We start from the raw sequence: 18,111 nt of genomic DNA on the forward strand, positions 1-18,111 counted from the left end.
TTTTATTTAAAAGATTTATTTAGCCAATTGTTGATGGATACGCTTTTCCTCACCAATAGCAATTATAGCCAAAACAATGATACTTAATACTACGGCAATGTAGAAAACGATAAATGTATCGTTCCAACCATGTAAATTCATCCCAAATAGTGATAAACCATTTGCCTTAGGATCAGCAATAGCAGCGAATCCAACTTGAGCCATTAGATCACCAAAGATATATGCAAATGTACCAGTTAGACCATCGGAAACATTTAAGGCATTCTTGGGAACAAAACTAATAACCGAAACACCAATCAACAATTGAGGTCCGTAAATTAACATTCCTAAGAAGAATAAAGAAGTATTGATCATCATAGGGGTTGTTCCATAACGATAGCCTAGAACGACAAAAGCTGTTAATGCTAGACAGATGATAGAAACGATTGCTCTACGTCCCTTTAATAGATCTGAGAACCATCCCCAAACAACGCTACCAATAATACCGCCAAGCTGGAATAACAAAAGAGTGTTAGCACCTTGAGCAACAGTAAAGTGCAATTGTTGGACAGTATATAATGGAGCCCAGTTAACAATACCAATTCTAACAACATAGACAAAAACATTAGCAATACAAAGTAACCAAACCCAAGGACTCTTCATAACGAAAGTCTTGAAAATAGTCCATTTGCTCATCTTTGCAGCGGATTGATCCGCTTTTGAAATATTTTCACCGAAGATGACCTCGCTAGAATCCCAACCTAATTCTTGAGGATCATCAGCACCAAAGAATAGTCCCCAGAAACCGACAATCAAACCAATAATAGCAGGAAAAATAAACATACCACCAACATTTCCAGCAAAAAGATGATTAGCTCCCCAAAGTGCGATAACACCAGCAACAGCACCACCAAATTCATGAGAAATGTTCCAAATACCGATATAGCGACCACGAGTAGTAGTAGTTGTCCAACGTGAGATAGTTGAAAGTGAAGCTGAACCACCAGGTGATTGGAAAATACCGTTCAATGACCAAAGAACCAAAATTAATCCTACTGGTGCTTGATTCATCAATAAAGCAACACCGATGATTAAAGTCACAACGGCGGCTAAAATCAAAAGAAATGACATAAACCGCTTAGTATTTTTACCATCAACCACATAACCTAGAACAGTTTTACCAATTCCGTAGGCTAATGAAAAACCATATCCGATCCAACCTAAAGCAGTTGTAGAGATACCTTGCTTAACCAATAAAGGTTGAGCCGCAGAAAGGTTGTTACGAATCAAATACATACAGAAATAAACAAAGAAAACGACCAAGAAAGATTTTAGGAATTCCCTGAACCAACGACTCTTTTGTTCGTCGATTGATAATCCTAATTTAGCAGGTCGTTTCAAATCAAAATAATGTAACATTTAAAACATCCCCTTAGTACATATAATAGTTTGATTCTTCTTTATTCTAGTTTATCGAACCGGTTCGATACCAAGGAGTAATTAAATTAATATATATAATGGATAAAAATTTAATCCTTATCTTAATTATTGTAAAATTAATTTAGTTAAAAAAAGAAGGTTAGACAAATGAAGGCATTCGGTGTAATAAATGACAAGATAGATAGTTTTGTAGAATTTGATAAGCCTAAAGAAACTCCCACTGGCAGAGATCTTTTGGTAAAAATATCCGGAATAGCAATTAATCCAGTTGATATTGCTACTAGAAAGAAGATTGCTGATAAATTGGTAGATCCTAAAATTCTAGGATATGATGGTTATGGAATTGTTGATGCAGTGGGTTCAGAAGTTAAGAACTTCAAAATAGGCGATAAAGTCTTTTTTGCAGGAGACTATACGCGTGATGGCTCATATCAAGAATATGAAATTATCGATGAACGAATCGTAGCACATGCTCCAAAGAAAACATCTATTGAAAAAAGTGTTGCTATGCCACTGGTAACTCTGACTGCTAGTGAGTTATTATTTGAAAAGTTGCAAATTAATCCTGCATCTGATAATCGTGATAAAACAATTTTGATTATCAATGGTGCTGGAGGAGTTGGTTCAATTGCGACACAGTTAGCTCATTTATCAGGTCTCAAGGTAGTAGCTACAGCTTCAACAGAAGAAAAAGTAAATTGGGTAAAAGACTTGGGTGCAGATTTAGTGGTAAATCACCATCATGATTTAATAAAGCAAGTTCATGATTTGGGAATTAAAAATATTGATTATATTCTTGGATTGAGTAATAACGATCCACATTGGGATGAAATTGTGGAGTTAATCAAACCATTTGGAACTTTTGCAACAATTACCAATTTGCGGGAATCACAGATTGAAGACTTGAAACAAAAGTCAGTTAATTTTGCTTGGGAATGGATGTTTACTAAAGCCAAATTCAAATTAGATTCAATGTCTGATCAAGGTGCTTATTTGGAGAAATTAGCAGATGGATTAGATAGTGGAATGATTTGTTCTACTGTTACTAAGGTGTTTAATGGTTTTAATTTAGAGAATATAAAGAAGGCCACGGAATTAGTTGAGGGTGGTCATATGATGGGAAAAGTTGTTGTTAAGGTATAAAAAAATAATTTAATCGTTTGTGAGAAATTTATCTCATAAACGATTTTTTTTATACTTTTATGGAAACTGATGATAAAATTTGAAATAATATGACAAAAAATGAAAAATGATGATATAATAGAAAACGTTTACAGGAGGTATTCAAAATGTTGAAATTAGCAACACGCATCAATTCTTTTTTACCGGTCAATGATAATGACATGGATAAGGTATTTAACCAATTTCAAGAATTAGGATTAGGATATGTGGACCTTAATTATCCTGAACATGTGAGAGGATTTAGTCCATTGAAAATGAAAACACTCTTAGAGTCACATGACTTAAAACTTAATGGTGTGGCCTTAAGATTTAAAGATGATTTTTTGAATGGTGACTTGGGAAATGCCGACGAAGGTCTTGCGAAGGAAGCAGTAGATTTGTGCAAGTCAGCTGCTGATTATTGTAGAGATGTTGGTGGTCACGTTGTCACTATTTGGATGGCACATGATGGATTTGATTATAATTTTCAAATAGATTATTCAAAAACTTGGAATCGATTGAAAAAGTCTTTTCAAGAAATTGCAGATTATGCACCAGATTTAAAAATTAGTATTGAGTACAAGCCTTTTCAACCTAGGGCATATGCCTTTATTGATTCAATGGGAATCACAGGGATGATGATAAGTGAAATTGATCGAAAGAATATTGGTGTTACTTTGGATTATTGTCATATGTTAATGAAGCATGAGAATCCGGCTTTTGCTGCTGATATATTTGGTACTCGGAAAAAACTTTTTGGGATACATATTAATGACGGTTATGGTTTGAACGATGATGGATTAATGGTAGGAACTGCTAGCCCATTTAAGACATTAGAATTTTTATATTATGTAAAGAAACATAATTATGAAGGAATGTTTTATTTTGATACATTTCCAGTTATCGAAAATGCAACTAAAGAATGTCAAGCAAATATAGAAATGATAAAGAGAATGGATTCTTTGATCGATAATATTGGAATAAAGAAAATCAGTGAAGTTATTGAAAAAAATGACGCAATTGAAGCACAAAAATTAATGATTGGTTTTTTTAAAGAAAGTTAAAAACTGACTCTGGGGGAAACAAGCATGAATTATAAAAAAACGGCAGTGGAAATACTAAAGACTGTCGGTGGAAAAGAAAACATATCTAATATGACTCATTGTGCGACGAGATTACGTTTGAATTTAAAGGACGAATCGATAGTTGACGATGAGAAAGTAAAAAAGATAGATGGGGTTATTAATGTTGCCCGAGCTGCAGGTCAGTATCAGGTCTTAATTGGTATTGAGGTTCCTAAAGTATATGAGGAATTTGAAAAGGCTGTCGGTGGAAATGATTCAATATCTGATGATGAATCTTCTAAGTCTGGTAGCGTGATGAGTAATATCTTCTCTGCAATTTCTAGTATTTTTGCACCTTTATTGCCTGCATTAGCTGGATCGGGAATTTTAAGAGGTATATTGATCCTTTGTGTACAGGTAGGGATAATCAATGAAAAGAGTGGAACATATACTATTCTTTATGCAACATCAATGAGTGTATTTTATTTCCTACCTATTCTTTTGGCATTTACTTCTGCTAAAAGATTTAAAGCAAGTCCATATTTATCGGCCATTATAGGTGGAGCATTGCTCTATCCAGATTTTATTAAACTAATGGGAAGTCACGGTAATGGTGCAACAACAACATTTATGAAGATTCCCGTTGTTCTAATGAACTACAATTCAACCGTGGTTCCTATTATTTTATCTATTTGGGTATTTTCTTATTTGTATAAGTGGCTAGATAAACATGTCACAGAAAATTTAAAATTAGTTGTAGTCCCATTAGTTTCTTTAGTCGTTATGATTCCTTTAACAATTATTGTTATTGGTCCACTTGGAGTTTATGGTGGCGAACTGATTGCTGGGGTAGTTAACTGGTCAATTATTCATAGCCGTGTGCTTGCCGGTGTTTTAGTTGGCGGGGGTTGGAGTATTTTGGTAAGTTTTGGTATACATTGGGCTGTTAATCCAATAATGATCAATAATATTGCAACAGTCGGATATGATTATATTTGTCCTTTAACTTTTGCATGTAATTTTGCAGTAATTGGGGTAACACTTGGTGTTTGGTTAAAGGCACGTGATATGCAATTGCGCAGTTTTTCATTGACAGGTTTAGTAACAATTGCTCTGTCGGCTATTATTGAACCCACTTTATTTGGATTGTTAGTAAAGAATAGGAAAATATGGTTGGCACAGATAATTGGCGGAGCCGTTGGCGGTACATATTTAGGATTAATGCACGTTGCTACTAATGCTTTTGTATTTGGAAGCGTTACAACATTCCCAGCATTTATAATGAAAAATCAAAATAATTTTATTCAAGCAATGATCGGTTTATTGATTTCATTAGTTGTAGGTGCCATTTTAGCTTATTTATTCACTAGTCGAGATGAAAAATTAGCATAGAAATAATAATTGGTATGGAATTAATGTCGAGTATGGTTTGTTATAATTACATTAAATAAGTAATAAAAATGTAAGGAAATGAAGATAATGATTCCGTACGAAAGACAAGAGAAATTATTAGATATATTAAAAAAAAGAAGACTCATAAAAATTGAAGATATTAACAAAGAGATCCCAGATGTTTCTTCATCAACAATAAGAAGAGATATTAAAGAGTTAGAAAAGATAGGCAAAGTCGAGTCTATGTATGGTGGTGCAGTTAGATATTTATCGAATATAGATGAAATACCAATATCTAAAAAATCATTAATTAATAAAAAAGAAAAAGATATTATTGCGACGTTAGCTGCTGATTTAATAAATGATGGAGATAATGTCTATGTTGATTCAGGTTCGAATGGATCAATTTTATTGGAAAAAATAATTCAAAAAAATATTACGATTTACACGACTAATACAAATATATTTAGACAAAATTGGGATGTTCTTAATGCAGAGATAGTTGTAATAGGAGGATCGTATAATCCTATTACATCCTCTCTTAGTGGTTCATTTACTGAGGATGGACTTAAAAATATTTTTTTTGATGAATCGTTTATTGGAACAAATGGGATAGATCCTAAAAACGGTGTAACGACTCCTAATATATCGGAAGCAGTAAAAAAGAGAATCGTCAAAGAACATTCAAGAAAGACTTACGTATTATGCGATAATAGTAAATTTTATCAGACGGCAAATGTGAGGGCGTTTGGTATTTCAGAAGCTACTATTATAACTAACAAGATCGACAAGGAACTTGAAGAATATACTCAATTTATTGTGCCTAAAGAATAAAGGTGTAAGAATGAATTTATTTTCAAAAAAAGAAAGTTTATTTTCACCTGTTGACGGTATTGTTAAATCTATTACTGAAACAAATGACGAATTGTTTGCCACAAAGTCGATGGGGGATGGATTTGTTGTGATTCCGACAGCAAATGAAATTTATAGTCCAATAAGTGGAACCGTCGTTGCAGTGTTTCCAACAAAACATGCTATAAGTTTAAAAAAAGGAAAAATGAAATTCTTGCTCCACTTAGGAATTGATACAGTGGAGTTAAATGGAGAAGGTTTTGATATTAAAGTTTCTTCTGGGGATATTGTTAATGAAAAAATGCTGTTAGGTACCGTGGACTTTGATTTTGTAAAAAGATCTAATAAGGCTACAGATGTTGTATTTGTTTGTACCAATCTAAAGGAAAAACAGCAAGTTAATTTATCTACTTTGAAAGAGGTTAATCACTCTGAAAAGGTGGGTTTTATAGAATAAAAAAAGAGTAATCATATTTGATTACTCTTTTTTCTTATAAACTAGAATCTCGTTGTATAAGTTTTACGGGTATAGTAATTGATTCACCAGTAATTGCTGTATGGTCTATTAGACCAATTATATTATCAACAGTAACTTGGGCAATCTTATCAGTATCTTGTTTTACAGAAGACAATGTAGGATAAGAATGAATATCTTGTGGTTCGTCATCGAATCCGATGATTTTTATATCTTTAGGAATTTCTTTTCCTAATCTTAATAATGATGATAATACATTTGTAGCAATTGAATCGTTTATTGCAAAGAATCCATCAATTTGAGGATTCTCTTTTAGTAAAAGGTCAATAGCATTTGTCGAATCATTCGTGGTGATGACTATTTGATTTCTAGAAGAATCGAAATCTAATCCATTTTTGCTTAATGCATCTTTGAAACCATTCAAACGATCAACGGCAGAGGAGGATGAACGGTTATGAGAAGCAATTATAGGAAATTTACACCCAGCCTGAAAAAGAGAATTCGTCGCATCAAAAGCTCCTTGATAGTGATCAGATCCAATAAATACTGTATTACTTCGATCCTTTGGTTTTCTATCGATACATACAAAGGGTATTTTATTAGGGGAGTTTAGTTTACTAATATCGAAAGCTTTTGCTCCAGAAATAATTATTAATCCGTCTACACCTTTACTTTCAAGCATTTTTAAATAAGCCAATTCCTTGTTTTCGTCACGAGCAGTATTACAGATAAATGTTGAATAGCCACGATTAAATAAAATCTTTTCGATTTTTTGGACAACATTTGCAAAGAAATAATTACTTATATCTGGCACCAAGATTCCAACAGAAAATGATTTATTCATTCTTAAATTTTTAGCACTAAAATTAGTTTGGTAACCAGTCTTTTTTATAACTTTTAATACTTTTTTTCTAGTCTCTTCAGAAAATCTCCCGTTGTTATTTATTACTCGGGAAACAGTTGCAACCGAGACGCCACTAAGTTCTGCAATATCTTTGATTGAATATTTTTTATTCATATAAAATTCCTTAGTTTCAATGTTTTCTTACTAAAATAGTCTGTCATAATTTAAGTAATTGTTCAAATATTAATGTTTTAGAAAGCGTTGACATTTTTTATTTGTGATGATACACTTTTGTTGTTGAGAAAACGATTACCCAACATATGTATAATACTACTAAAGGAGGAATCTAATATAATTCATTTAGAAAAAGGATTTCCAAAAAACTTTAAATGGGGAAGCTCCACAAATGCCCAACAATTTGAAGGTGGATTTAATGAAGGTGGTAAGGGTCCTTCCATATCGGATACTCGGGTTGAATCTGAATCATTAAAAGATGCCAGTTTTAATGATTTTAAAATGGCTTCTGATCATTTTCACCGTTTTAAAGAGGATATTAGATATTATAATGAATTAGGACTTAAGATTTATCGTTTTACTATGAGTTGGTCTAGGATTTTTCCTAATGGAAATGATAACTATCCAAACAAAGCAGGATTAGAATTCTATGATCATATTTTGATGGAATTAGAGAAATATAATATTGAGCCTGTAGTTACTCTTTATGCTTATGATTTACCATTAAATTTATTGAAAAAATACAATGGATGGATGAGTAGAAAAGTAATAACCGATTATTCCAATTATGTTTCAACGGTGGCAACTTATTTTAAAGGAAGAGTCAAATATTGGGTTCCTTTTAATGAACAGAATTTCCTGCTTCTAGATTCTAAGTATATAGCGGGATATCAGGCTAGGAATCAGACGGAGCTTTTTAAAATGCAGCATAATTTTAATTTGAGTTATGCTAAGGCACTTGAAATTATTCATAAAGTCGATCCTGGAACACAGGTTGGAGGAAATATTGGTAACACATGTATTTATCCTAAAAGTTGTGATCCAAATGATGTTGAGAAATCTGATGAAGCTATGAAAAGAATTGGTTATGGTCCTGCGGATGTCGATTTCCGAGGGCAGTACTCACCTTATTATTTGAATAGCTTTAAGGGAGTTAATTTTAACGAAATTATTCAAAAAGATGACTTGGATTTAATTAAATCAGTTAAACCAGATTTCATGTCATTAACTTATTATATGTCATCAGTTGTTGGGAAGGATGATAATACTGAAAATATGAGCGTTGTTAAATTCCCTAACCCTTATTGTAAATCTACTGATTGGGGATGGACGATTGATCCATATGGTTTTAAGCATTTTATTGAAGAATTCTATCATCGTTATCAGTTGCCAATTTTAATTCTAGAGAATGGTTTGGGAGCCTATGATGAATTAAAGAATGGAAATATTAATGATGATTATCGAATCAAGTATCTGACGGAACATATATTGAGAATGAAGGAAGCCATAGCTGATGGAGTTAATATTATTGGTTATCTGACATGGTCAGCAATTGATTTATATTCAACTAGGGAAGGCTTTGAAAAACGATATGGTTTCATTTATGTTGATAAGAACGATGATCTAAAGAGAATAAAGAAAAAGAGTTTTTATTGGTATAAGAAAGTTATTAAAACAAATGGAGTGGAATTACTTTAGTTTTTGAGTAATCGTTTTCTCAAAAAGGAGATTTTTTTATGAAAAGATTAATTTGTCCGTCACTAATGTGCGCGGATTTTACAAATATAAAGTCAGAAGTAAATGAATTGGATCAAGCAGGTACTGATATTTTTCATATGGATGTTATGGACGGAGCTTTTGTTCCTAATATGGCATTAGGCCTTGAAGATTATAAAGCAGTCCGGAGCCTAACCAAACTACCAATGGATGTACATTTGATGGTTAATAATCCTCAAAATATAGTTCCTATTTTTGAAAAATTAGGGGCTAATATCATTTACATTCACCCAGATACTGATCCGATGCCAAGTAGAACAATTGATGAAATTAAAACAAATGGAATTCATCCCGGAATTGCAATAAATCCAGGTACTTCTATTGAGACAATTAAGGAATTGCTACCGTTAGTTGATTATGTGTTGGTTATGACAGTTAATCCTGGTTTTTCTGGGCAATCATATTTGGAATATGTGAACGATAAAATTAAACATCTGGCCGAATTAAAAAACAAATATGATTTTAATTTGATGGTAGATGGCGCCATTTCCCCAGAAAAAATTAAACTATTGTCTGACCTTGGTGTTGACGGATTTATTGTTGGAACATCGTCTTTATTTGGAAAAGATAAAACTTACAAAGAAATTATTAAAGAATTAAAGGAGCTTTGAAAATTATGAAAATTGCAGTTGGTTCAGATCATGTTGGATATGAATTAAAACCAACAATTATAGAATATTTAAAAGAATTGGGATATGAAGTTAAAGACTTTGGTACAGATTCCACTAAGAGAACAGATTACCCGATATATGGCAAGAAAGTTGGAGAAGTTGTTGCTAATGGTGAGTATGATTTAGGAATTATTATGTGTGGTACTGGAGTAGGAATTTCATTAGCAGCTAATAAGGTTCCTGGAATTAGGGCAGTAGTATGTAGTGAACCATATTCTGCCAAATTATCTAAACAGCACAATAATACTAATATTTTAGCCTTTGGTTCCAGAGTAGTCGGAGCAGAGTTGGCTAAAATGATTGTTAAAGAATGGTTAGACGCTAAGTTTATTGGTGGTCGGCATGAACGCAGAGTTGATGAATTAGGGGCTATTGAAGACCAAAATGATAAAGAGTTTGAAAATATTGAATATTCTCAAAGCAACAAATATAAAGATTAAAAATGATATAAAAATCTGATATTTATGTATAGAGGTGCAATTATGTCAAACGAAAAATCCTTAGGAAAAAGGATTCTTGATTTAGTAGGTGGCGAAAAAAATATTTCAGGTATAACTCATTGTGCTACTAGATTGAGGATGCTTTTAAGGGATGACACTATAGCAAATAATAATCGTAATGATATTAAGAACTTAGATGGGGTCATTGATGTCGCAGAGACTGGTGGGCAATTTCAAGTTATTATTGGACCAGCAGTTGCTAATGTATATGATGAGTTGGTAGATGGTACAAATTTAAATGGAGATAGTGATAAAGATGATGATATACCTAAGAGTGGTAATATCTTATCCAGATTGCTTGATGTCGTTGCTGGGATATTTACTCCATTGTTACCATTGCTGGCTGGTTCAGGTGTCCTTCGGGGAGTAGTCTTATTATTAGTTCAAATGAAATGGCTCAGTAATACGTCAGGCACTTATCATATTCTCACTGCAGCTTCAACGGCGGTATTTTATTTCTTGCCAATTTTGTTAGCAATAACGTCGGCAGAAAAATTTAAAGTAAATAAATATGTTTCAGCAGCGATTATGGGATCTCTAATTATGCCAGAGATCACTAATATAATGGGATCGCATGGTAATGGAGTTGTAACACACTTCTTTGGCATTCCTATTGTGCTGATGACTTATACTTCAACGGTTATTCCAGCCATTTTAGCAATTTGGTGCTTATCGTATTTGGAACGTTGGTTGAAAAAACTTATTCCTGAAAGTCTACAATTATTATTTGTTCCATTAATTTCATTATTTATTATGGTTCCATTAACTGCAGGATTATTCGGACCATTTGGAGTTTATGTAGGTGAAGGAATATCCAATGTTATTAATTTCTTAATGAATTATAATGGTTGGATCGCTGGTGCCCTTGTTGGTGGTGCCTGGAATGTATTTGTTATATTCGGATTACAGTGGGCCGTTAATCCAGTTATGATTCAAAATATTAGTCGATTTGGATTTGATCAAATTGTTCCATTAACTGCAGCTGCTAATTTTGGTATGGCAGGAGCTACCTTAGGTACTTTCTTTAGAACTCATGATCAGAAAATGAAGGCTTATTCGATGTCAGCGTTACTATCAATTTTCTTTGCTGGTATTACCGAACCTTCAATTTATGGTGTAGGTGTCAGATATAAGAAACCTTTGATTGCAGCAGTGGCCGGTGGTGCTGTTGGTGGCGCCTTTATTGGTGGAATGCACGTTAAAGCCTTTGCTTTTGTTTTTGGTGGTTTAACAACATTACCTGCCTTTGTTGGTTCAACCTTTATTTCATATGTTATTGGTTTAGCAATTTGTTTTGCGGTTGCATTTGCAATCACTTTAGTTATTGGTATTAATGAGAATTCTATTACAAAAACAAAAACTGATCCTGTTGGTAATACTAAAGCGCTATCTGATGAATTAATTCAACAACCATTAAGTGGGAAAGTAGCTGATTTAGCTACTGCTAATGACCCAGCTTTTGCATCTGGAGCTATGGGTCAAGGAATGGTAATTTTACCAGACGATAATGTCGTGTATGCACCATTTAGTGGAACAATTACGATGTTATTTGATACACATCATGCTATTGGTATTACATCCAATAGGGGTGCTGAAGTTATGATTCATATTGGTATTGATACAGTCAAGTTGAACGGTAAATATTTTGAAGCATTAGTTAAACAAGGAGATAGTGTTTCAGCTGGTCAGCCATTAATTAAGTTTGACAGAAAGAAAATTGAAGAAGAAGGATATGATCTATCAACATTTGTCATAGTTACAAATACAAATGAATATAAGGATGTTCGATTAGTTGCCGCTGATGTTGGTCAACACGGACGTGATACACTTCAAGTTGCATTGTGATTGGAGGTTAAGTAAAAAAACGTAGTTCCCAAATAAAAAGGAACTACGTTTTTTATACTTTAAATTAAATTATAATGTTTCAATCCGTTAACAATACCACCGTTAACGTTTTCAGTGGTAACATAAGTAGCAGCTTCCTTAACTGAATCTATACCATTACCCATAGCAATACCATAATCAGCAAATTCGATCATTGGCAAATCATTAGTTCCATCACCAAAGGCATAAACGGGCTTTTTCTCTAAATCCAACTCCTTTAGTAGATGCTTTATACCAGTCATTTTAGATATTCCTTGATTAACAGTATCAATTGAAAAATGGCCTGTTTTATAAAATGTAAGTTGGTCATATTTTTCTTGATAGCGTTGAGAATTACCATGTGATAAAACAACAATCATTGAAATATCCTCTTTTTGGTAAAAGTTTGGATCAATCGAGGGCATATCAAGGTGTAAATTTTGGAAGAAGTCAGTGACCTCGTCTGTATTTTCACTTAAAACAGTTTTGTAGGGAGTATGCATACTGACAGTGTCACCTAGAGAGTGTGCTGAATCAATAACTTCTTTGATAAGTTCAGGGTTAATATTATTCTTATAGATTACCTTGCCTTGGGCTTGGACAAACGCACCATTTAAAGTAATATAAGAATCAATATCAGTGGTACTAGTAGCAGCATCTATTTCAATTGGAGAGCGTCCAGTGCTAATTACTGGTAAATAATTATTAGCTTTTAATTGATGGATGGCCTGGGAGACTGAGTTGTCTACTTGAGATTGTTTATTAAATAAGGTACCGTCTAGGTCAAAGAAGACAGTTCCTTGATAATTATTTTGCAAAAAATCACCAACTTAATTCAAATTTATTTTGTATACTTATATCATAGTAACAATTTTTACATTGATGATATAGTTTAATCTTACGTATGGAGTGATAATTTATGAAAATTCTAATGATAGAAGATAATAAGTCCGTCTCTGAAATGATGGGGATGTTCTTTCAAAAGGAAAAATGGGAGGCTAGTTTTGCCTATGATGGCAATGAAGCTGTAGATATGTTCAATGAAGATCCTAACAAGTGGGATATGATTACTTTGGACTTAAACCTTCCTGGCAAAGATGGAATGGAGGTTGCAAAGGAAATCCGCAAGGTTTCTAAAACTGTCCCTATTATCATGTTAACTGCTCGTGATACTGAGAGCGATCAGGTTCTAGGACTAGAATTTGGTGCAGATGATTATGTCACAAAACCATTCAGCCCAATTACTTTGATTGCCAGAATGAAAGCCATTCATAGACGTGATGAAAATTTGGCTGAAAAATTAGCTGAGAATACACCAGTTAATGCTGAAGTGGAAGAGATTGATGATGGGTTTGATATCAATACAGGATTTTTCAAACTTAATTCTAGTACGCGGGAAGCTTACTTGGATGATAAAGAAATCCCTGATCTAACACCAAAAGAATTTGATTTATTAAAAACTTTAGCAAGCAAACCAAAACAAGTCTTTTCTCGTGAACAATTGTTAGAACAAGTTTGGGACTATGATTACTTTGGTGAAGAGAGAACCGTTGATGCCCATATAAAAAAATTGCGTCAAAAAATTGAGAAAGTCGGACCACAAGTTATTGAAACTGTTTGGGGCGTTGGCTATAAATTTGATGATTCAGGAGCAAAGTCTAAAGCATAATGAAATTAATTTATCAAAATATGCTGAGTTTTTTGATTGTTATTCTAACCACACTTGGAATTATTTTATATTCAGTAACTAGCGCCTCAACTAGTTGGGAATATAATCGAACTTATAAAAGTTTGGAAAGCTATGCCGGTAACTTGGAAAAAATAGCTTTGAAGACGGATCCTAAAACTGGGCAGATTCATAACATTACTGGGGATAATATTCGGACGGTTGAACAGGTTCTATCTGAAAGAAATGTTCAGTTTGCAATCTTTGATTATAACAATAATCAAGTTTATCCAAATCCACCAGCTAACGTTAAACTACATTTAAGACCATCATATTGGAATAAATTAAAGCAAGGCAAAACAATTCGTAACGTTCAAAAGTTACAAGATACTGAAGGTAATCCAAGATTACGTAAAGATGATAATCGTAGTTATGTTTACGTATTAACACCATGGTTCCAGAATGGTAAGCTGATTGCAGCGGTTTGGGCTGGTTCTGATGTCTCTGAACTGCAAACTAATATTGGTGAAATTAATAGTCGTTTATACTTTGCTCTGTTAATCTCGTTATTAGCTGCAATTATTTTGAGTTTCTTATTGTCGCGTTATCAAGTTAATCGAATTAATCGTTTACGTGGCGCTACTAAAAAGGTCGCTAATAATGATTTTTCAGTTCATATTGAAAGTAAAGGTCGAGACGAGTTGGATGATTTGGCTGAAGACTTCAATCAAATGGTTAAGTCACTTGAAGCTTCAGATACTGAAATTAAACGTCAAGAGCAACGACGCAAAGAGTTCATGGCAGATGCTTCTCATGAAATGAGAACACCTTTAACGACAATCAATGGTTTATTAGAGGGATTAGCGTATGATGCTATTCCAGAAGAATCTAAGGGACAAAGTATCCAATTGATGAGAAACGAAACTAAGCGTTTGATCAGGTTAGTTAATGAGAATCTTGATTACGAAAAAATTCGTACTAATCAGATTACGATGGCTAAACGAGTATTTGATGCCAATAAGCCGTTGAAGGATATCACCTCACAACTTGAGAAAAAGGCTGATAGTTCAGGAGATAAATTAATCCTTAAAACTTTTGATGGTGATTTAAAGACTTATGCTGACTATGATCGATTTGTTCAAGTTATTTTTAATATCATGCAAAATGCTATTCAATTTACCAACGATGGTAAAATTTTTATTAGTGGTAGTCGTGATGAAGAACGTCATGCGGCAGTATTTACAATTTCTGATACTGGTATTGGAATGTCTGAAGATCAAGTTAAGAATATTTGGGATCGTTACTATAAAGCTGACCCATCACGTAAGAATCGAAAATATGGTGAATCGGGTCTAGGATTATCAATTGTCCATCAATTAGTTGAGAATCATGGTGGTGAAATTGAGGTCACAAGTAAATTGAATGAAGGAACAACCTTTACAATTACTTTATTTGATGAAGGGTTCGAACATAAGACTGATGAGAATAAATCAGAAAATGAATAATTTTTATTAGAAAAAAGCATCTTTAATTCAACTTGAGTTAAAGGTGTTTTTTGTTAAATTAAGGTGGATAAGATTATGAAATATGAATGGCGTAAACAAGAAAAAGAGTTTTATACGATGAAGAAACAACCTAAAATTGTAACTATACCTAAACAAAGATTCATGTCGTTACATGGAATAGGTGATCCTAATGGCAAAGATTTTAATGAAAAGATTCAAATACTTTATCCCGCTTCATATGGGGTGAAAGGTGCTTATAAAAAGTATTGTCTTGATAAAGATGTTGAGTTTGAGGATTATGTTGTATTTCCACTGGAAGGTGTGTGGTCTCTAACGACTAAGGGACAACAGATGGATCATCTTGATAAAAATGAGTTTGAATATGATATTATGATTAGAATTCCTGATTTTGTTCCGAATGAATTGATACAGGTGAGCTTAGATGAAACTCGAGATAAGAAAAATTTATCTGGGATTTCTAAAATTGAAATAAAGGAATATCCTGAAATGCAAGTTGGTCAAATTTTACATATTGGTAGTTATGATGATGAACCTACTAGTTTTGAAAAGATTGATGAGTTAGTGGGCAAAGAGGGAAAAAGTAGAACCTCTAAAATCCATCGAGAGATATATTTGTCTGATGCTAGAAGAGTTGCACCAGACAAGTTGAAAACGGTTTTGAGATATCAAATAAAATAACAATATAAAAAAGGGGCCAGTAATCATCGTCGATTACTGGCCTCCTTTATTTTTTATTCAAATAAGACCAACTATCAATTGGAGTACGATCATCTTGTAATTGAACCGCATCAGTATTGTAAAGGTCGGTTGTTGATTTATTACCATTCTTTGAATATAAACTAGTTGATTTATCACCTAGTTTGTTTCTGATTTCTTCCATTTGTTGAATTTGGTTCTGATAAGAATAATCAGCAGGGTTAATAGGGGTAAAATCAAATGGCGTATAGAATCGTAATAGATTTTTATTATTGATACTATCCGAAGTTGATAATTTTAAATCTACTGCTTTTTCCCATTTATCGACTTTAGTTAAAAGTTCAGGGTTACTTTGTAGATCGACTTTTTCGCCAGTATCATTTGAAAAGACTTGTGCTGAGTCACTGCTACGAAGGACTGTATAGTGTGGTGTTATGAAATTACCGTTACGTAAAGCAACTAGTTGACTGTGGTCTTTGGACAATAAATCAGTTCCCAGTTGAACGTATTGTTTAGTATTGATGCCTGCTAAATGCAAAATAGTTGGTAAAACATCGATTTCTCCACCATATGTGTGTTTTATTCCACCTTTAAGTCCATTCATATGAATCATAAATGGAACTCGTTGCATTTGCGTATTATCGAATTTTCCCCATGTATCAGGATCTTTCCCAATTAAGGATGAGAGTACTTTGTGTTGATCATCATTTAACCCAAAATGATCTCCATAGAGTACAACCATGGTATTTTTTTCTAAGCCGGAATCATTTAGGTAATTGAAGAATTCTTCAACTGATTTATCCAAATAATGAGCCGTTTTGAAATAGCTATTTAATTTATCATTAGTTGTTTCAGATGTCTTAAAATCACCGTTGTCTTCATCCGACAATTGATAATCAACGTGATTAGTGACAGTTAGGAATTTGGTATAGAAGGGTTGTTGTAATTGTTCTAAATACTTAGCCCCCTCTGAGAAAAGTAACTTATCTTTGATGCCGTACCCGCTTCCCGATTGAGTATCAGGATTCTTGGAGTCATAATAACTTTCATCAAAGAAGTAGTTGTAGCCCATGTTCTTATATGTCACATTTCTTCCCCAGAAGCTACCAACGTTTCCGTGAAATACAGCGCTTGTATAACCCTTTTCTTGTTGTAAAATTGCTGGAGCGGCTTGAAAAGTATTGTCTCCACCTAACTTTTGAAAGAATGAACCAGATGAGAAACCAAAGAGACCCGATTCTAACATAGTTTCGGCATCACTGGTACGGCCACCTCCACCGACTTCATTGAAAAAATTATCATAGGAAATAGTATTCTTATCATTATAAAGACTGTTTAAAAATGGTGTTACTTCTTGACCATTAATTTTCATGCCAATTAAAAATTGTTCAAAGCTTTCCAAATGAATAATTATGATATTTTTTCCATTAGCTTTTCCAAAATAATTGGGATTAGGGGCAGCATAATTATCTTTTGTATAGTCAAGAGCTGAATCAACTTCAGTTTCCGTAGCAGTTGATCGAACTTGACTATTTTGAACTGATCGAACTGAATCATAAGCTAGAAAGGAGTTTATTCCCAAATATTTAACGATATAGGAATGATCGAAAGTCCGACCTAATAATTGGGGACGATTTAATTCCGAACCAGCTAAATCAGCTGTGAAAAGAGTAAATCCTAAAAATGTTGTGGCGAGAGCATTAATTTTTCTAAAAGGCGTTTGATCAATTTTAATAAAGTGAGTTGCAAATAATAAAACAATCACTATAATATCAAACCAATAAATAATATCTCCTAATTGCATAGCACTAGCGGTAGTTTTGCCAAGTCCTTTAGCAACCTTGGCAACTCCTGTAATAGTACTACTGGCAATGAAGTCAGCATTTTCACGATAAAATAAAATATTTGAATAAATAAAAATCGTGTCAATTAAATAAATAATTCCCATAAAGATATATGATAATTTAGGCCTGTTAAAGTACAAAGCCAAGCTCATAAAGAAGACGGTTGTGGCAAAGGGATTGACAATTAGAAATAAGTACTGCCAAGGATTGTTAGCCGTCAAAGAAAAACCAGCAAAATAAGCAATTACTGATTTTAACCATAAACAAAGGATTAGAAGTGACATAAAGCCTAATCTTCTATTTAGTATGGATTGAATTTTTTTCATAATAACCCTCATAACTAATAT

General features: G+C 33.2%; 16 protein-coding genes. 12 read left to right on the forward strand and 4 right to left on the reverse strand.

All coding sequences use genetic code 11. The annotated features are described in order from the left end of the window. Window positions 1–15 precede the first annotated feature (15 nt). Window positions 16–1,398 (reverse strand): hexose-6-phosphate:phosphate antiporter, encoded by a 1,383-nt coding sequence (gene uhpT, locus CBP76_RS04340; RefSeq protein ID WP_102195717.1) that lies wholly within the window; start codon window positions 1,396–1,398, stop codon window positions 16–18. A 168-nt stretch (window positions 1,399–1,566) separates the two neighbouring features. On the opposite strand from uhpT, the gene CBP76_RS04345 reads away from it, so the two are divergent. From CBP76_RS04345 to CBP76_RS04365, 5 genes are all read left to right on the forward strand, one after another. Continuing rightward, window positions 1,567–2,562, forward strand: coding sequence for a zinc-binding alcohol dehydrogenase family protein (locus CBP76_RS04345; protein WP_102195718.1), 996 nt, complete (start codon window positions 1,567–1,569; stop codon window positions 2,560–2,562). Between the two features lie 149 nt (window positions 2,563–2,711). Further along, on the forward strand, window positions 2,712–3,644 hold the full coding sequence (locus tag CBP76_RS04350) for a sugar phosphate isomerase/epimerase family protein (protein ID WP_102195750.1): 933 nt from the start codon (window positions 2,712–2,714) through the stop codon (window positions 3,642–3,644). A 24-nt stretch (window positions 3,645–3,668) separates the two neighbouring features. Next, the gene (locus tag CBP76_RS04355) at window positions 3,669–5,036 is read left to right on the forward strand and encodes a PTS transporter subunit EIIC (protein WP_102195719.1); all 1,368 of its coding nucleotides are present in this window, start codon (window positions 3,669–3,671) and stop codon (window positions 5,034–5,036) included. Between the two features lie 87 nt (window positions 5,037–5,123). After that, entirely contained in the window at window positions 5,124–5,870 is a 747-nt protein-coding gene (locus tag CBP76_RS04360; protein ID WP_102195720.1) for a DeoR/GlpR family DNA-binding transcription regulator, read from the forward strand. Window positions 5,871–5,880: 10 nt separating this feature from the next. Further along, complete coding sequence (locus tag CBP76_RS04365) at window positions 5,881–6,345, forward strand: PTS sugar transporter subunit IIA (RefSeq protein WP_102195721.1); 465 nt, start codon at window positions 5,881–5,883, stop codon at window positions 6,343–6,345. Between the two features lie 34 nt (window positions 6,346–6,379). On the opposite strand, the gene CBP76_RS04370 is transcribed toward CBP76_RS04365, so the two are convergent. After that, window positions 6,380–7,381: a LacI family DNA-binding transcriptional regulator gene (locus CBP76_RS04370; RefSeq protein ID WP_102195722.1), complete on the reverse strand. Its 1,002-nt coding sequence runs from the start codon at window positions 7,379–7,381 to the stop codon at window positions 6,380–6,382. Window positions 7,382–7,498: 117 nt separating this feature from the next. Here CBP76_RS04370 and CBP76_RS04375 point away from each other — a divergent pair, with 117 nt between their 5' ends. The 4 genes from CBP76_RS04375 to CBP76_RS04390 are packed head-to-tail and all read left to right on the forward strand — an operon-like array spanning window position 7,499 to window position 12,014. Beyond that, window positions 7,499–8,920, forward strand: a complete 1,422-nt coding sequence (locus CBP76_RS04375) for a glycoside hydrolase family 1 protein (protein ID WP_245865588.1) — start codon at window positions 7,499–7,501, stop codon at window positions 8,918–8,920. 38 nt (window positions 8,921–8,958) lie between these two features. Further along, the gene (gene rpe, locus CBP76_RS04380; RefSeq protein ID WP_102195723.1) at window positions 8,959–9,609 is read left to right on the forward strand and encodes a ribulose-phosphate 3-epimerase; all 651 of its coding nucleotides are present in this window, start codon (window positions 8,959–8,961) and stop codon (window positions 9,607–9,609) included. Between the two features lie 5 nt (window positions 9,610–9,614). Further along, a complete protein-coding gene (gene rpiB / locus CBP76_RS04385; protein ID WP_102195724.1) occupies window positions 9,615–10,109 on the forward strand; it encodes a ribose 5-phosphate isomerase B in 495 nt (164 codons plus the stop codon). 42 nt (window positions 10,110–10,151) lie between these two features. Then, window positions 10,152–12,014, forward strand: coding sequence for a beta-glucoside-specific PTS transporter subunit IIABC (locus CBP76_RS04390; protein WP_102195725.1), 1,863 nt, complete (start codon window positions 10,152–10,154; stop codon window positions 12,012–12,014). Window positions 12,015–12,073: 59 nt separating this feature from the next. On the opposite strand, the gene CBP76_RS04395 is transcribed toward CBP76_RS04390, so the two are convergent. Then, on the reverse strand, window positions 12,074–12,850 hold the full coding sequence (locus CBP76_RS04395; RefSeq protein WP_102195726.1) for a Cof-type HAD-IIB family hydrolase: 777 nt from the start codon (window positions 12,848–12,850) through the stop codon (window positions 12,074–12,076). Window positions 12,851–12,951: 101 nt separating this feature from the next. Here CBP76_RS04395 and CBP76_RS04400 point away from each other — a divergent pair, with 101 nt between their 5' ends. The 3 genes from CBP76_RS04400 (at window position 12,952) to CBP76_RS04410 (ending at window position 15,902) form a co-directional block, all read left to right on the forward strand. Beyond that, complete coding sequence (locus CBP76_RS04400; RefSeq protein WP_102195727.1) at window positions 12,952–13,701, forward strand: response regulator transcription factor; 750 nt, start codon at window positions 12,952–12,954, stop codon at window positions 13,699–13,701. Then, on the forward strand, window positions 13,701–15,203 hold the full coding sequence (locus CBP76_RS04405) for a sensor histidine kinase (protein WP_102195728.1): 1,503 nt from the start codon (window positions 13,701–13,703) through the stop codon (window positions 15,201–15,203). Before CBP76_RS04400 ends, CBP76_RS04405 begins: the two co-directional genes overlap by 1 nt. Window positions 15,204–15,278: 75 nt before the next feature. Then, window positions 15,279–15,902, forward strand: coding sequence for a GyrI-like domain-containing protein (locus tag CBP76_RS04410; RefSeq protein WP_102195729.1), 624 nt, complete (start codon window positions 15,279–15,281; stop codon window positions 15,900–15,902). 46 nt (window positions 15,903–15,948) lie between these two features. Here CBP76_RS04410 and CBP76_RS04415 read toward each other — a convergent pair whose 3' ends face one another. After that, complete coding sequence (locus CBP76_RS04415; RefSeq protein ID WP_102195730.1) at window positions 15,949–18,090, reverse strand: LTA synthase family protein; 2,142 nt, start codon at window positions 18,088–18,090, stop codon at window positions 15,949–15,951. Between the last annotated feature and the right edge of the window lie 21 nt (window positions 18,091–18,111).

The sequence above is a fragment of the Companilactobacillus nuruki genome (assembly GCF_002872255.1).
Lineage (GTDB): Bacteria > Bacillota > Bacilli > Lactobacillales > Lactobacillaceae > Companilactobacillus > Companilactobacillus nuruki.

Excerpts from the sequence above, each read along its gene's own strand:
- uhpT (WP_102195717.1), bottom strand. The coding sequence starts at position 1,398 with ATGTTACATTATTTTGATTTGAAACGACCTGCTAAATTAGGATTATCA.
- CBP76_RS04345 (WP_102195718.1), top strand. The coding sequence starts at position 1,567 with ATGAAGGCATTCGGTGTAATAAATGACAAGATAGATAGTTTTGTAGAA.
- CBP76_RS04355 (WP_102195719.1), top strand. The coding sequence starts at position 3,669 with ATGAATTATAAAAAAACGGCAGTGGAAATACTAAAGACTGTCGGTGGA.
- CBP76_RS04360 (WP_102195720.1), top strand. The coding sequence starts at position 5,124 with ATGATTCCGTACGAAAGACAAGAGAAATTATTAGATATATTAAAAAAA.
- CBP76_RS04365 (WP_102195721.1), top strand. The coding sequence starts at position 5,881 with ATGAATTTATTTTCAAAAAAAGAAAGTTTATTTTCACCTGTTGACGGT.
- CBP76_RS04370 (WP_102195722.1), bottom strand. The coding sequence starts at position 7,381 with ATGAATAAAAAATATTCAATCAAAGATATTGCAGAACTTAGTGGCGTC.
- rpe (WP_102195723.1), top strand. The coding sequence starts at position 8,959 with ATGAAAAGATTAATTTGTCCGTCACTAATGTGCGCGGATTTTACAAAT.
- rpiB (WP_102195724.1), top strand. The coding sequence starts at position 9,615 with ATGAAAATTGCAGTTGGTTCAGATCATGTTGGATATGAATTAAAACCA.
- CBP76_RS04390 (WP_102195725.1), top strand. The coding sequence starts at position 10,152 with ATGTCAAACGAAAAATCCTTAGGAAAAAGGATTCTTGATTTAGTAGGT.
- CBP76_RS04400 (WP_102195727.1), top strand. The coding sequence starts at position 12,952 with ATGAAAATTCTAATGATAGAAGATAATAAGTCCGTCTCTGAAATGATG.
- CBP76_RS04405 (WP_102195728.1), top strand. The coding sequence starts at position 13,701 with ATGAAATTAATTTATCAAAATATGCTGAGTTTTTTGATTGTTATTCTA.
- CBP76_RS04410 (WP_102195729.1), top strand. The coding sequence starts at position 15,279 with ATGAAATATGAATGGCGTAAACAAGAAAAAGAGTTTTATACGATGAAG.
- CBP76_RS04415 (WP_102195730.1), bottom strand. The coding sequence starts at position 18,090 with ATGAAAAAAATTCAATCCATACTAAATAGAAGATTAGGCTTTATGTCA.